We start from the raw sequence: 14,787 nt of genomic DNA, 5'->3' as shown, positions 1-14,787 counted from the left end.
AAATTTGATTTCTGTCGTATGACAATAAACGAACTCACTTGTATGATGGAAAAAGTTATTAAAGAAGATAAACGAAATCCATTGGGTTATAAGCCTTTTGTGCTTATAGGTCATACAAAAGATCTGGTTGATTTCGAAACCATTGTTTCTTTCTTGTCTTATTTGAAACAAAAGCATATCAAAATTTCAACCTTTGAAGAAGCATATGAGAAATGTATATGACGGTTTACTGTTGACAGTTATCAGTTAACAGTCAAAAAAATAGTTTCTCGCAGAGTAAACTGAGATTACATAGATTTTTCGAAATTTTTGAGAAGAAATTCCAAAAACATGCCGGCCTTCTAACGCATGAGAAACATGATGTACCCAAGTTGCTATAAATAATATGAAAAAGTTGAAAATATATCTGGATATGTGTGTTTATAACAGGCCGTTTGATGATCAGCTACAGTATAGAATAAATACAGAAACTCAGGTTTTCATTATACTGCTGTCGATGATATTGAAAGGTGAACTTAATCTGGTTAATTCATTTGCATTGCGATATGAAAACAGCAAGAACCCCAAAATCGAAAATATGCTTAGGATATCAGATGTTATGGAATATTCTACAGAATATATATCTTACGACAAATGGATATTAGAAAGATCAATTGAACTTGAAAAATATGGTTTGACAGGTATGGATGCCATTCATATTGCATGCGCTGAAAAAGCAAAAGCCGATTTTTTTATAACATGCGATGATGGTCTATTTAAAAAGCTGGAACGAGTTGATAAAATTGGAATCGTATATTATAATATAATAGATTTCATATCAAAGGAGGTGTTTAAGATATGAGTATATTAAATGAACTGACTCCCGTTGAAGTAAGAAGAGCAGGTTGGGAAGCCCTTAGAGAAAAACTAGGTCCCGCTGGTGCTTTAAAATTCATTCTGGACTATGACCGCGGTGAAGGCAATTATACCGAATTGCGTAAAAAAATATTCAAGGGAAAGTCGGTTAAAGATATTATTCAGGATATGAAAAGTGGCGGATATGCATGAACTGCCTGTCAGCGAACCCGAATATTTACTTTCATAACACAAAACTCAAACAATTTTCCGTTTCTGTCCCGTTAAATTCAGTAGGACTGTTTAACCGGAGTAAAAATTCTTAGTAAAGCTCTGAGATTTCAAACAGCCAACAGTCTTTAACATTGCACAAGGCTCAGCCGCCGAGCTAAGAACACAGGTCTATATTTCAAAACAAGTAAACATTTTATCTGATAAAGACGCTGAAGAACTGATAGTAGAATTAAAGTCCATATCAAAAATGCTCCAGCGGCTGCACAGTTCATTAAAATAATTACCACTTTCTTTAACTGAAAACCGTAAACTGAAAAAATGCTTGCAAAAAAAATTGATATAAACTGGCACTCCGACCTTTCCATATATGCCTCTGAACCCTTTTTAAGGGCCGTTAGTGACGAATACGGGTGGCTTGGCGGTTTTGATGATTCAGATAACATCCGCTGTATATTGCCTTATACAATCGTTAGAAAAGCTATGGTTCGGATGGTACGCTTCCGGGTAGAAACTATTCTGATAGATAAGAACCTCTCAATTGAAGATGAAAAATTGTTCTTAAACAGTGCGATAGAATATTTTCGTTCTATTAAAGCGGATATTATTATTCCTGCAACAACCAACACAATTTTTCGCGCATACCCTGATGGCGCTGTTGCTGCGCCATATGGAACTTATCTCATAAATTTAACACAGTCTGAAGAATCTCTTTGGAGTAATCTTAGTTCAAGTCATCGGCGTAAAGTTCGCCTTGCCGGAAAGCATGATGTGCAAATCCGAACCGGAATAGAATATACTGAAATCGCATATAAACTGGTTCGAGATACTTTTAAGAGATCAGCGATTCCTTTCATGGATTTTAACGCATTCAGGAAGATGGTGAAAAGTTTTGGTGAAAACGTAAAAATTTTTGTTGCTGATTATCAAGGAGTCATACAGGGTTCTCTTGTTATTCCTTTCAGCAACCACACTGCTTATTATGTTTACGGAGGCAGCATACCCAAACCCATAACAGGGGCAACAAATTTATTGCACTGGGAAGCAATTCGACATTTCAGCATACTTGGGGTTAAACAATATGATTTTGTTGGAGTCCGAATCAATCCTGAAGGAGGAACAAAGCAGGAAGGACTCAAGTCATTTAAACAACGTTTTGGTGGCAAATTGGTTCAGGGTTTTATGTGGAAATATCCTATCAACCCTGTTAAAGCTGCTGTTTATTCTTCAGCAGTCAAAATGCTACGGGGTGGTGATATTGTTGATCAAGAACGACATAAGTTATAAATATTCGGACATTAGGATAGCAATAAACCTGATTTTCATTTAAGAAATTACTTTTCTAATATGTAATAAATTAATTTTCATGGAGGATTATAATGCCGGGATTAGCCGGATTAATTACAAAGGAAATTACTGGTAAAGAAGAAGAAACACTTAGAGTCATGCTTGACTCTATGCTCCATGAATCCTTTTACACGCATGGTATTTTCACAAGCAAGGAGAATGGATTCTTTATCGGATATTCCGCACTTCAGGGCTCATTCGCAGATTGCATGCCAATTTTCAATGAAACCAAAGATATTGTCCTTTTTTTGACCGGTGAATGTTACATGGATCGTTCCCTGATCTCAGACTTATCTAGTCGTGGACATAATTTCAATCCGGACAATGCATCATATATTGTTCATCTTTACGAGGAAAACGGTGAAGCTTTTTTCAAGTTGCTAAACGGATGGTACAACGGAATTATATTGAATCTTCGCAACCCTGAGGCAATACTGTTTAATGACAGGTATGGAATTCGACGCATCTATTTTTATGAGCACAAAAATGTTTTTGCTTTTTCATCTGAAGCAAAATCACTCTTAAAGGTATTTCCAGAGCTTCGAAAAATTGACACGCAAAGCATAGCAGATTTTCTAAATTTTGATTGTGTTCTTGAAAACCGAACGTATTTTTCAGATATTTCTCTATTGCCTGCCGGCTCTGCATGGTCCTTTCATGGCAACAATGTCAGGAAAAAAAGTTTTTTAAACACTGCTTTACTGGAAAACCAGATTCCATTGAAACACGATGAGTTTTTTGAGGAACTGGGAGACACTTTTAAAAGGATACTTCCCCGCTATTTCCATGAAAACCACCAAATAGGCATGTCGATGACGGGCGGGCTTGACACAAGATCGATTCTGGCCTGTATAGATGCATCTTCCGGTCAGTTACCCTGCTATACCTTCGGAGGATCATACAGAGACATTCTGGATGTTCGTATAGCTCCAAAGGTGGCAGCAGTTTGCAAACAACAGCATCAGGTCTTGAGATTAGACGATAACAAATTACTGGCGGAATATCCCTATCATGCAGAAAGAGCAATATACATATCAGATGGTCTTGAAGGTGTAGATAAGGCTGATGTGATCAGCTTCAATAAGTTAGCAAGGGAAATTGCGCCAATAAGAATGACTGGCAAATACGGTAGCCAGGTATTGAAAGGAATTGTGGGATTTCAAAGCAGGCCACCAGATATTAACATCATAAACGAAGGCTTTAGAAAATATCTTGATATGGCACGAAAAAAGGGTTCAGAACTTCAAAAAGGTCATAATCTTTCTTTTCTTCTACAATGCGTAGTCCCATGGTGGTGGAACGGTTTTATCTCTCTGGAATCATCTCAGGTAGATGTACGCAGCCCTTTTCTGGATAATGATTTTCTCAATGTTATGTACAGAGCACCAAAAAACATTGGTAACTTCGGAACCGAATTTGAACTTAATCTTATAGCCAAGTCAAAGCCTGAATTGATGGCTATACCAACAACGGGTAGTTATGGTGGGAATTACCCTTGGTTGATCGCAAAGGGTGTGAAGACAGCGCTTAAAATGATGTTGATATTGGACAAGATTCACACACGGGAACAATTACCCTATGGGATGACACATATTGTTGGCCGTTTAGATTATTTGCTCTCGCCATTACACCTCGACCGTTTAGTAATGGGATTTGCCGAATTTCGCCGATATCGTACATGGTTTAGAGATCAACTGTCAGGATATTTACAGGAAATATTGTTGGACGATAGAACACTCAGCCGCCCATATTGGAACAGGCAGCAAGTATCACGAGTTGTAAAAGATCACATCAATGGACGAGGAACATATCTACGTGAAATCCGTAAAGCACTTCAGATTGAATTGATCCATCGGGTTCTTCTGAATGATTGAACTCAGTGCTTCTGTGTACTCTGTGAGAAATTAATAGCTATATGAATTACAATGCATACATCATAAATCCTGAAGAACCCATACTAGTAACAGGAGCTAACGGGTTTGTCGGTTCAAGAGTTGTTCGTACCTTGTTATCATATAACTTTAAACATATTCGATGCCTTACAAGATCTTCCAGCAGTTCTGGAAATCTTGAGTCTATCAAAAAAGAATTTTCTACTGTAAATATCGAAATCTTAAAAGGCAATCTGCTTTCCCGTAAAGATTGCATAACTGCTGCAAAAGGGACATCTGTCATTTATCATTTGGCAGCAGGTATTGACAAAACATACCCGGGTTGTTTTTTAAATTCCGTTGTTACAACCAGAAATCTTCTTGATGCTGTAGTAAAAGAAAATAAATCAAAGCGGTTCGTCAACATCAGTTCTATCGCTGTCTATTCGAATGAGAAAATCCGGCGCCGTGGCCTGATGGATGAATCCTGCGAGGTAGATAATAAACTGCTTGAGCGACATGAGCCTTATACATATGGAAAAGCAAAACAGGATGAATTGGTGCTCGAATATGCCGGTAAATATAATTTACCGTATGTTATAGTGCGTCCAAGCGTAGTCTTTGGTCCAGGCAAAGCTAAGATTACCGACAGGGTAGGAACAGATGTATTTGGAATTTTTCTCCATCTTGGCTTGAATAACAGGATACCGTTCACATATGTTGATAATTGTGCAGAAGCTATTGTATTAGCGGGGTTAAAGCAAGGAATAGATGGGCAGGTTTTTAATATTTTGGATGATGATCTGCCAAGAAGCCGTAAATTTCTTAAGTTATACAAGCGTAAAGTGCGTCGATTTATTTCAATCCCGGTTCCTTATCGAGCCTGGTTTCTTTTTAATTATCTCTGGGAGAAATACTCAAACTGGTCCGAAGGACAACTGCCTCCTGTCTTTAACCGGAAGTCATGCGCTGTTTACTGGAAAGGGAACACTTACTCAAATAAAAAAGCAAAAGAATTATTAGGCTGGCAACCAAGGGTAAATATGGATGATGCATTAGACAGATTTTTTGCCTACATGCGTGAAGTTCAAAAAAACAAATGAAAAAGATATTCTCACAGAACCCACGGAGACACAGAGATGCATTTGTTCTTAAGAACATGTTGAATACAAGACAATCTTGCCTGTATATTGTTTCAACAACAACTTATCATAAATTCTTAAAAAAACTCTGCGACTCTGTGATCTCTGTGAGAGATAAAGATAGTTTGTGAGTTGGTGAGCTGATAAGGGAAAAGGAAAACCAGGAGCAAAAAATCAGACAAAAAAACAGTGAATTTCGCTGATACCCGCTTTCATATAATTTGGAGAACAATTATGCAAAATTTACTAAGTCGTATTAATTTTGATAAAGAAGTGCTTTGCGGAAAACCTATTATTCGTGGCCTGAGAATATCAGTTGAAATGATACTGGAATTATTGGCCAAAGGAGCAACAAAAGAAGAGATCTTACAAGACTACCCCCTCCTTGAACCAGACGACATTCACGCCGCATTGTTTTATGCTCACAGTATGGTATCTAGAGAAAATATCTTTGATAGAGTCGAAGATAGAAAAGCATCATGAATTTCTTGTTGGATATCAATGCAAGTGGAGTCATAGCTCATTTGTTGGTTAGCTTAGGACATGATGTAGCCGAGGTAAGCAGTAAAGATCCAAGAATGAGTGATAATGATATTTTAAGCTGGGCTGTTAAAGAACATAGAGTTATTATTACTACTGACAACGATTTTGAAGAAATGATCTGGAGACAAGGTATGCCACATTGTGGTGTCTTACGTCTGGAAAATCTACCAAGGCATGATAGATTGATACTTTTACGAGATGCACTTAATTACTTTAGTCAGGATTTAGAATCCGGATCGATTGTTATTGCACAAAGCACAAAATTTCGTGTTCGTAAACCATAGCATAGAGATAAAAAACTCCGCGATTCTGTGAGAGATAAAAGCAGGAGGGATTAGAAAAGAATTGTAGTTCATAAGGTACAGGGTGCAAACAGCAAATTTCGCTATTCGATATATGTTTTCGGTATGTTTTCTGCGAGTTAATGACCTTATCAGCTTACGAACTCATGAGCTATCTTTTCCTTGCACCTTGCTCCTTTAATCTTGATATTTTTTCCTGTGAAATCTGTGATAAATAAAAGGTTGTAAATGCTTAAAGTTGCTATAATCGGTTGCGGTAAAATGGCTGATAACCATGCAGAAATAATACAGAGAATTGCCATTGCTAAAATGGTAGGGGTATGTGATAGCGAATCGTTAATGGCAAGGGATATGTCTGAACGGTTCAATATAGAAAAATATTTCACAAACGTTCAGGAGATGCTTGAAACTGTCAAGCCCGATGTCGTCCATATAACAACACCTCCTCAGAGTCATTTTGAATTAGGTAAAATATGCCTTGAAGCCGGGTGTAATGTTTATATGGAAAAGCCCTTTACCCTGAATACAGCCGAAGCTGGAAAGCTGATAAAGCTTGCTGAACATAATGGAGTAAAGATTACCGCAGGGCATAATGCACAATTTACTCATGCCATGATGAGGATGAGAGAATTAGTAAACAGTGGCTATCTGGGTGGCAAACCAATACACATGGAAAGCCACTACTGCTATGACTTTGGAGATGTAAGTTTTGCAAAAGCTCTTCTTGGGGATAAAGATCATTGGGTCAGAAAACTTCCAGGATCATTGCTGCAAAACATTATCAGCCACGGCATAAGCAAGATAGTAGAATTTTTATCCGGCGACAATCCTATAGTAATCGCACACGGATTCACCAGTTCATTTCTTAAAAATATCGGACAGGATGATATTGTTGACGAAGTAAGGGTGATTATCCGGGATGAAGATTCCACAACCGCATATTTCACATTTTCCTCTCAGATCAAGCCTTCACCTCATCAATTCCGATTGTATGGCACGAAAAATTCTCTGATAGTTGATGATGACAATCAAATCCTGATTAAGATAGATAATAAAGACTACAAAAGCTATGTACGATACTTTATCCCGCCATTTCAATATGCCAAACAGTATATTGAAAATTTTAAATTAAATTTAAAAAAATTTATTATGAAAGACTTTCATTTGCCAAACGAAGCAGCCCTGAAAACGCTAATAACTTCTTTCTATAATTCAATTACTAATAATGAACCTCTGCCGCTCTCATATAAAGAAATTCTTTTAACATCGAAAATTATGGATACCATATTTGAACAGATAAATACAAATTGACAGTTTTCATTTAACTGTCTTTATCCGCCAACCGTGTACTATTTTTCCTTGAACCTTGAACCTTGATCCTTTATCCTTGAGCCTTGGTCATTGGTCCTTGCTCCTTAAATCTTGCCTCCTGAGGTATTTATGCCCCCGATTATAGCTCTATCCCTTTGCACCGCTTTTGTTTTATTTTTATTGCGACTCGAAAATAAACAGTCACCCGACGTCTCTCATGCCCTGTGGATACCGACCATCTGGATATTGTTGATTTCAAGTAAACCTCTGGGGATTTGGTTCGGAACAGGTGGTGTAGATATGGAATCAGGAAGCCCTCTGGACCGTGCTTTACTAACCGGAATTATTATTGTTGGCGTGTTAATACTTGCAAAAAGACATTTCAACTTATCTTCTGCCATCAAGGGAAACCCATGGCTGATGATACTAATTGCTTATATGATCACAAGTATTTTATGGTCCGATATTCCATATATATCTTTCAAACGTTTAATCAAGGATATGGCTGCAGTCGTTATGGCCTTTATGGTCGCAACCGAATCTGAACCACGCCAGGCAATTCAATGCATTTTAAGAAGAATTATATACATACATATTCCTTTCTCACTATTACTGATCAAATATTATCCTCACCTTGGAGTTGAATTTGCACGGTGGTCAGGTGGACGGATGTGGATTGGTGTTGCTCAGCAGAAGAACAGCTTTGGTCAGTTATGCCTTATAGCTTTTTTTTATCTTTTGTGGGCACTTTATAAAAAATATCAGGAAAGCGATAGCCCTGCTATCAAATACAAGACTTATACTGATATATTTTTGCTTTTATTGACAGCATGGCTTCTAAAAGGTCCTGGAAACTCATATTCAGCAACTTCAATTATTTCGTTGGCTGCCGGGATTATATGTTATTGTGGACTATTATTGATGAAGAAATTAAATATACGATTGGGAGTAATGGCATGGATGATGCTGATAGCTTTTATTATTATTTATGGAACTGCTGCACCATTTATGGGTGGATTATCCTTTGAAAGCTTATTTTCCGAAATTGGGAGAGATGTGACTTTGACAGGGCGTACAGAGGTTTGGAAAAACCTTATTGTAACGGCAATGCAACACCCACTTTTAGGACATGGCTTTGGTGGTTTCTGGACAACTGAAGCACGCGAACAGTATAATATTTCCGGATCACATAATGGCTATCTTAGCGTGCTTCTGCATCTTGGATTCGTTGGCCTGATTCTTGTTTCATTGTTCATATTGGACTCATGCAGAAAAGCCTTCAGGAATCTAACCAATGATTATTATTGGGGTAGTTTATGGATTTGTTATCTATTTATGTTTATGATTAATAATATAACCGAAACCTCGCTCGGATCATTTTCAACAATATTAATGGCAATTATTCTTTTTATAACGGTAAGTTATAATTCATATAACTTGGATACTATCAAACCATGAAGAACAACTCGATATATCCATATGAGATATTCTTATATTCAAATTTATAATTGATGATAAATAATTTCGGTGGATTGATGAAAGATCACATTTCTATATGTATTTGCACTTATCACCGCAATCAAATGTTGGAGCACCTTTTAAGAAAAATTGCCTTACAGAAAACAGATGGCCTCTTTGACTATTCAATTGTTGTGGTAGACAATGGAGTTGCAGGCCACGCCAGAGAAATTGTGATGAAATTAAAGACGGAACTGGGTATGAATATATTCTATGACATTGAACCGGAACATACAATTCCCGCTGTCAGAAACCATGCTCTTCGACTTGCCACAGGAAATTATATTGCCATAATTGACGATGATGAATTCCCTCCCCAGCACTGGCTGGTCACAATGTACCGTGCAATACAAACATTTGATGTTGATGGCGCACTTGGCCCTGTTCATCCATTCTTTGAACAACACCCCCCCTTCTGGTTGATTAAAGGTCAGTTTTGCGAGCGCCCGGTACATCGCACAGGAACTTTATTGCAATGGAATCAGACACGGACTGGAAATGTTCTCCTAAAAAAAAATGTCTTCGACAAACATAACCTTTGCTTTGATCCTAAATTTAAAACCGGGGGCTCAGACCAGGCATTTTTCAAGCAGGCAATGGAAGTGGGGTGCAAATTTATTGCTGTTGAAGAAGCCCCTGTTTATGAAAACGTACCACCCGAACGACAAACGAAGACCTATTATTTGAAACGAGCTTTGGTTAACGGTTACAACTCTTACAAATACAGTATAAACAAAGCGCATGGACTATCAAGAGTGATAGCACCTGCCAAGTCACTATTCGCATTGTTGGTTTACACACTATACATCCCTTTTTGCATATGTATAGGAACTCATATGGTAATTAAATATGCAGAAAAAGGCGCAAACCATATGAGCCAGTTATTTGCAATGCTTGGAATAGAACTAGTTAAGAAACGCAATTTTTAGCAAATTATCGTTTTAGATAAATGGAAACAATTTTGAATAAACAAAATATAATTCCTAAATTCCAGGATATTATCAAGTTAAGCAAGTCAACCTTTATAAAAAATATACTTGTTGTGATGTCAGGCAGTGCCATATCCCAAATTGTTGGTTTTGCTCTTACCCCAATTATCAGCCGACTTTACTCTCCATCCGACTTTGGTATCTTTGGTTCATTTAATTCAGTTGCTAGCATTATTGCCGCTGGAATAACTTTAGACTACAGCCAAGCACTTATGCTGCCCAAAGATAAAGAGGATGCTTTTCATCTCTTTTTTATTTCCTGTTTATGTACTTTTATTATATCATTTGTTTTGTTGATAGTTTGCTTCATTATACCTTCAACAATAAATGATGTGATGAAAACGAAAGGTATATGGGCGCTTGCTCTTTTGGTTGTTGCAACTGTTGTTTTTGGTCTTAATCAGTCATGCCAGTCTTGGTGCATACGTGTAAAGGCATTTAAGCATACATCTGGATCTCAAGTCATTCGTAGTTTATCGTCAAACGGAACACAGATTGGGCTTGGTTTTCTTAAAGCAGGTCATATAGGACTTATCATAAGTACTGTTTTGGGCAATATATTGGCAAGCCTTAACTTAATTAGAGTGCTCCTTACTGACACTATAGTTTTGCGCCAACTCATTCGTTGGGATCGCATGAAAAAATTGGCAAAAGAATATATAGATTTCCCTATGTATTCAGCTTCACAGAACATAATCAATGCGTTGTCATCTGGTTTACCCGTTTTAATTTTGACACATTTTTATGGAATTGCGGTAGCAGGAGCTTATGCGTTTGGAATACGTATTCTATGGACACCAATGAGTTTTTTAATAGGAGCTCTTAGACAAGTTCTTTTTCAAAAAGCCGCGGAAATTCAGCATCAAGGTGGTAGTTTATCACCTATTTATATTAAAATTACCGCGGGATTGTTCGCGATTGCTTTTTTGCCATCTTTGGTTTTATTTATATGGGCACCAATAATTTTCACATGGATATTTGGTTCTCAATGGCAAATGGCCGGTGATCTATCAAAATATCTCATTTTATGGATGATGTTTGTTTTCTGCAATATTCCAGCTGTTCTTTTTGCACGTCTCATCAGGATCCAACGTATCGTTTTTTTTTACGATCTTGTTTTGCTGGTTATTAGAATTTTTACTTTAATTTTAGGTGGGTTATATCTTAGTTCTTTACATACTGTAATGCTGTTTTCATTTGTCAGCGCTGTTATGAATTTAATTCTGATTCTGCTCGTAGGTTATATTGTTATAAGAAAAGAGAGGTGGGTATCAAAAGAGCAGTTTCTTTAGCACTAATAAGCTCAAAAAAATGCCATGATTGAGATATTATCATATAAACATGATAATGAGGAAAGAAAATATGCACGTAAAGAGTGACACAATAAATCAAAATAACAATGAAAAAGTTATTTACTTGCTCTGGACAGGAGGATGGGACTCAACCTTTCGTTTAATCCATCTTGTTTTAGTTGAAAAAGTGAAAGTTCAACCTTATTATATTATTGAAATTGAAAGAAAATCTTTCTTGTATGAACTTGCCGCTATATTAAAAATCAGAGAGAAAATTCTTGAAAAGGACCCCATCAGCGCTACTTTACTTTTGCCCACTCGCATATATCTTAAATCCGAAATTGCAGAATGTAGCCCTATAACGAAAAAATTCCAATCTCTTTCTTCAAGATTCCGTTTAGGTTCTCAATTTGAGTGGCTCCCTCGTTTTGCAGAGCAAAATCAGATGAAAGATATAGAGTTAGCTATAGAGAAAAACCAGATGCGTCCAAGAGATCCTGTATTCGAGTACCTTGGTAGATTTTTAATTGAAGACAATGGAATCCTAAAATTGGCAACGACACTGTCCGATAATGATATGCAAATATTTAAATACTTCCATTTCCCTATATATTCAAAAACCAAACTGCAAATGCTGGAGATATCCCTAAAAGAAGGATTTGATGATATAATGTTTAATTCTTGGTTCTGTCATCGACCAAAACGTGGCCAACCTTGCGGCCAGTGTCATCCATGTATGGATGCTATGGAAGAGGGATTTGCATTCCGTTTAACTGTCTTGGCTAAATGTCGTTATTACTTCTGTAAGTTTTTACAAAACCTCAAAGCAAGAATAAGAGCAGTAAAACTCTCTATCGGAGACAGCATAAGCAAATGATCAAATCAGCTTGCAACAATATTTCGGATGTGGTTGATATAACATTAAAAACAGCGGAGAGGATTGATTCTATTGATCTCTTACGAGGGCTGGTAATCGTTCTGATGTGCCTTGATCACACACGTACTTTTTATACAAATGCACCTTTTAACCCGCTTGACTTGGGAAAGACAAATGTTGCACTATTTCTAACAAGATGGATCACCCACATAGCTGCACCTGCTTTTGTATTTCTTGCAGGCACGAGTGCTTTCCTTTCTATCAGTCGTAGCCGTACAAAAAAAGAACTTTCGCTGTTTCTTCTTAAGCGCGGCTTATTTCTAATTATCATAGAACTTACTATCATTAATTGGTTCGGATGGTCATTCAGCTTCTGCATGAAAAATATTACTTTAGGCGTGATTTGGGCAATCGGTTGGTCAATGATTTCCTTAGCTACGCTTATTTACTTACCACTTTGGGCCATCGCTACATTTGGCACTTCCATGATCTTTCTTCATAACACGCTCGACTTCCTAAGACCTAATCAATTCCAATATTTCGATTTCATATGGCGTATTCTTCATGTACGTGAGCATTTTGAATATGTTAAAGGGTATAGTTTCTATGTGCTTTATCCTCTTATCCCTTGGATAGGCGTTATGGCAGCAGGATATGCATTCGGTGCCATCATGCTGAAACAGCAGACGGTTGAACGTCGCAAAACATTTCTTACAATTGGCCTTGCACTGGTGGTTTTATTTATTCTTGTACGTGGATTAAACAGTTATGGCGATCCAGACCATTGGAACATAGTTTATAATAGTATCGAAAAAACTATTATGAAGGATAGCACCGCCGGGATATCCGTTACTAAATCAGTAGTTGATATTGTTTTTACAGTATTATCTTTTTTAAACTGCCATAAGTACCCACCATCTCTATGTTTTTTACTTATGACCTTGGGCCCGGTAATCATTTTACTATCTTTGTTTGAGCATAGAAACTTTTACTGTTCAAAAATACTCATTGTATTTGGTCGTGTTCCGCTTTTCTTCTATATTTTGCACCTTTCGGTTATCCATTTTTCATCGGGCATTATGAAAAGAATTTTTTTCGGCCCGCGTCAGGAAGGCCTCATTAGGGGTTTCGATTTGCCACTCGTGTATCTTTTTTGGATTGCTGTTTTATTTTTTTTATATTTACCATGTCGATGGTATGCCGATCTGAGGGAAAAACATAAAAAAGCATGGATGAGTTATTTATAATCATTAATTTTCTTTATTTGAAAATACGTTGGATCGACAATCTGATGGAGCAATAATGAGTCTGATAAATGGGTTATTTAAACGACTATACTGGCCAATATGCCGGGTATATGCACGATATTTGGGAGACAACTCCGCCGATACAAAACTACGCTTATTGTGTAGCCTCCAATTCTGGAGAGTATATCACTTTTGGCCCGACTTTGTTAATCCAAAGAGATTCTCAGAGAAATTATGGAGCAGGATGCTTCATAATCGAAATCAACTGTTTACTGAAATCTCAGATAAATTACTTGTGAGGGATTATATATCCAAAAAAGTGGGCGGTGAGTACCTGATTCCATTATTGTGGAGTGGAGATAACCCAAAAGAAATTCCGTTTGATGACCTACCCTCAAAGTTTGTAATAAAAACAAATCATGGGTGTGGCTATAATATTATTGTCAACGATAATAAGCAACTGGATCGAGAAAAAACAACTCTGCAGTTAAGGAAATGGCTCAATAACAACTTCGGTCAAGACACATTCCTTGGTATAGCTTGGGGATACAAGAACATAATACCAACCATTATTATTGAATCATTCATAGAACAAAACAGCAAGGCACCTGTGGATTACAAGTTCTATTGTTTTTCTGGGTGCGTGGAGGTTCTCACAGTGCATTTCGACAGGTTTAATGAGCACATGACCAAGGCATTCGATAGAAACTTTGAACCATACAAGTTTAGATCCGACTTCAAACAGTATGAAGGTGAATGTAAGAAACCGCCGAACTTTGAAGCAATGGTTAAGTTCGCAGAATCTCTTTCGGAGGAATTTGATTTCATGAGAGTAGATTTATACAGCCTTGAAAATAAGATCTATTTTGGGGAGTTAACGCCTTATCCGGCCGGAGTTTCTTCCTTCCGCGGACTCGATTTGATGAGTTTAGATTATGCCCTTGGGGAAAAATGGAAGATGAAATAAAACAATTGCTGATAGTTACATAGCAACTATAGCTATCTCTATTACAAATACTATATATTACGTATACTTTCTTTAGAGCAATAATAACGGTAACTTATTTCGTGCTCCATTACACAAGACTTTGGTAATAGTATCATCAATATTAAATTCTTGCTTTTGTATTAAAACTATAATATGAGGAGATTTAATAAGTCGGTCAAGATTTGCCGCAAGGCGACCACCGTGTCGATTTAAGTGTTAACGTCGGCGAAATATCCTTTCACGCATTGCATATCAAAGATGTTTTGGAGGGGATAGCGGTAAAAGACAGCAAAGA

Annotated in this window: 16 protein-coding genes; all 16 read left to right on the top strand. The window is 37.2% G+C overall.

Translation table 11 applies throughout. The features are described 5' to 3' along the window. On the top strand, nucleotides 1-222 hold a 222-nt coding region (locus tag VXK47_RS20055; RefSeq protein WP_435550568.1), incomplete at its 5' end, for a hypothetical protein. Between the two features lie 163 nt (nucleotides 223-385). Further along, complete coding sequence (locus VXK47_RS20050) at nucleotides 386-841, top strand: PIN domain-containing protein (protein ID WP_435550567.1); 456 nt, start codon at nucleotides 386-388, stop codon at nucleotides 839-841. Continuing rightward, nucleotides 838-1,047: a hypothetical protein gene (locus tag VXK47_RS20045; protein WP_435550566.1), complete on the top strand. Its 210-nt coding sequence runs from the start codon at nucleotides 838-840 to the stop codon at nucleotides 1,045-1,047. Before VXK47_RS20050 ends, VXK47_RS20045 begins: the two co-directional genes overlap by 4 nt. Before the next feature lie 151 nt (nucleotides 1,048-1,198). Beyond that, nucleotides 1,199-1,348, top strand: coding sequence for a four helix bundle protein (locus VXK47_RS20040; protein ID WP_435550569.1), 150 nt, complete (start codon nucleotides 1,199-1,201; stop codon nucleotides 1,346-1,348). Between the two features lie 38 nt (nucleotides 1,349-1,386). Beyond that, entirely contained in the window at nucleotides 1,387-2,352 is a 966-nt protein-coding gene (locus VXK47_RS20035) for a lipid II:glycine glycyltransferase FemX (protein WP_435550565.1), read from the top strand. Nucleotides 2,353-2,444: 92 nt separating this feature from the next. Further along, nucleotides 2,445-4,286, top strand: a complete 1,842-nt coding sequence (locus VXK47_RS20030; RefSeq protein WP_435550564.1) for a hypothetical protein — start codon at nucleotides 2,445-2,447, stop codon at nucleotides 4,284-4,286. 41 nt (nucleotides 4,287-4,327) lie between these two features. Next, on the top strand, nucleotides 4,328-5,386 hold the full coding sequence (locus tag VXK47_RS20025; protein ID WP_435550563.1) for an NAD-dependent epimerase/dehydratase family protein: 1,059 nt from the start codon (nucleotides 4,328-4,330) through the stop codon (nucleotides 5,384-5,386). A 273-nt stretch (nucleotides 5,387-5,659) separates the two neighbouring features. Next, nucleotides 5,660-5,908 (top strand): DUF433 domain-containing protein, encoded by a 249-nt coding sequence (locus VXK47_RS20020; protein ID WP_435550562.1) that lies wholly within the window; start codon nucleotides 5,660-5,662, stop codon nucleotides 5,906-5,908. Nucleotides 5,909-5,916: 8 nt separating this feature from the next. Then, entirely contained in the window at nucleotides 5,917-6,252 is a 336-nt protein-coding gene (locus VXK47_RS20015; RefSeq protein WP_435550561.1) for a DUF5615 family PIN-like protein, read from the top strand. 246 nt (nucleotides 6,253-6,498) lie between these two features. After that, nucleotides 6,499-7,581, top strand: a complete 1,083-nt coding sequence (locus VXK47_RS20010) for a Gfo/Idh/MocA family protein (RefSeq protein ID WP_435550560.1) — start codon at nucleotides 6,499-6,501, stop codon at nucleotides 7,579-7,581. Nucleotides 7,582-7,710: 129 nt separating this feature from the next. After that, nucleotides 7,711-9,039, top strand: coding sequence for an O-antigen ligase family protein (locus VXK47_RS20005; protein ID WP_435550559.1), 1,329 nt, complete (start codon nucleotides 7,711-7,713; stop codon nucleotides 9,037-9,039). 77 nt (nucleotides 9,040-9,116) lie between these two features. Beyond that, complete coding sequence (locus tag VXK47_RS20000) at nucleotides 9,117-10,028, top strand: glycosyltransferase family 2 protein (RefSeq protein WP_435550558.1); 912 nt, start codon at nucleotides 9,117-9,119, stop codon at nucleotides 10,026-10,028. A 32-nt stretch (nucleotides 10,029-10,060) separates the two neighbouring features. Beyond that, nucleotides 10,061-11,380, top strand: a complete 1,320-nt coding sequence (locus tag VXK47_RS19995) for an oligosaccharide flippase family protein (RefSeq protein ID WP_435550557.1) — start codon at nucleotides 10,061-10,063, stop codon at nucleotides 11,378-11,380. Nucleotides 11,381-11,450: 70 nt separating this feature from the next. Continuing rightward, nucleotides 11,451-12,257: a hypothetical protein gene (locus VXK47_RS19990; RefSeq protein WP_435550556.1), complete on the top strand. Its 807-nt coding sequence runs from the start codon at nucleotides 11,451-11,453 to the stop codon at nucleotides 12,255-12,257. Beyond that, a complete protein-coding gene (locus VXK47_RS19985; RefSeq protein WP_435550555.1) occupies nucleotides 12,254-13,504 on the top strand; it encodes a DUF1624 domain-containing protein in 1,251 nt (416 codons plus the stop codon). The genes VXK47_RS19990 and VXK47_RS19985 overlap by 4 nt, the downstream gene beginning before the upstream one ends. A gap of 55 nt (nucleotides 13,505-13,559) precedes the next feature. Next, on the top strand, nucleotides 13,560-14,471 hold the full coding sequence (locus VXK47_RS19980) for an ATP-grasp fold amidoligase family protein (protein WP_435550554.1): 912 nt from the start codon (nucleotides 13,560-13,562) through the stop codon (nucleotides 14,469-14,471). The last annotated feature ends 316 nt before the right edge of the window (nucleotides 14,472-14,787 follow it).

The organism is Desulfobacterium sp. N47 (assembly GCF_051233685.1).
In the GTDB taxonomy this organism is placed as follows: domain Bacteria; phylum Desulfobacterota; class Desulfobacteria; order Desulfobacterales; family RPRI01; genus RPRI01.
Note: the sequence above shows the minus strand (reverse complement) of the source record. Positions and strands in the feature narration are given on the sequence as shown.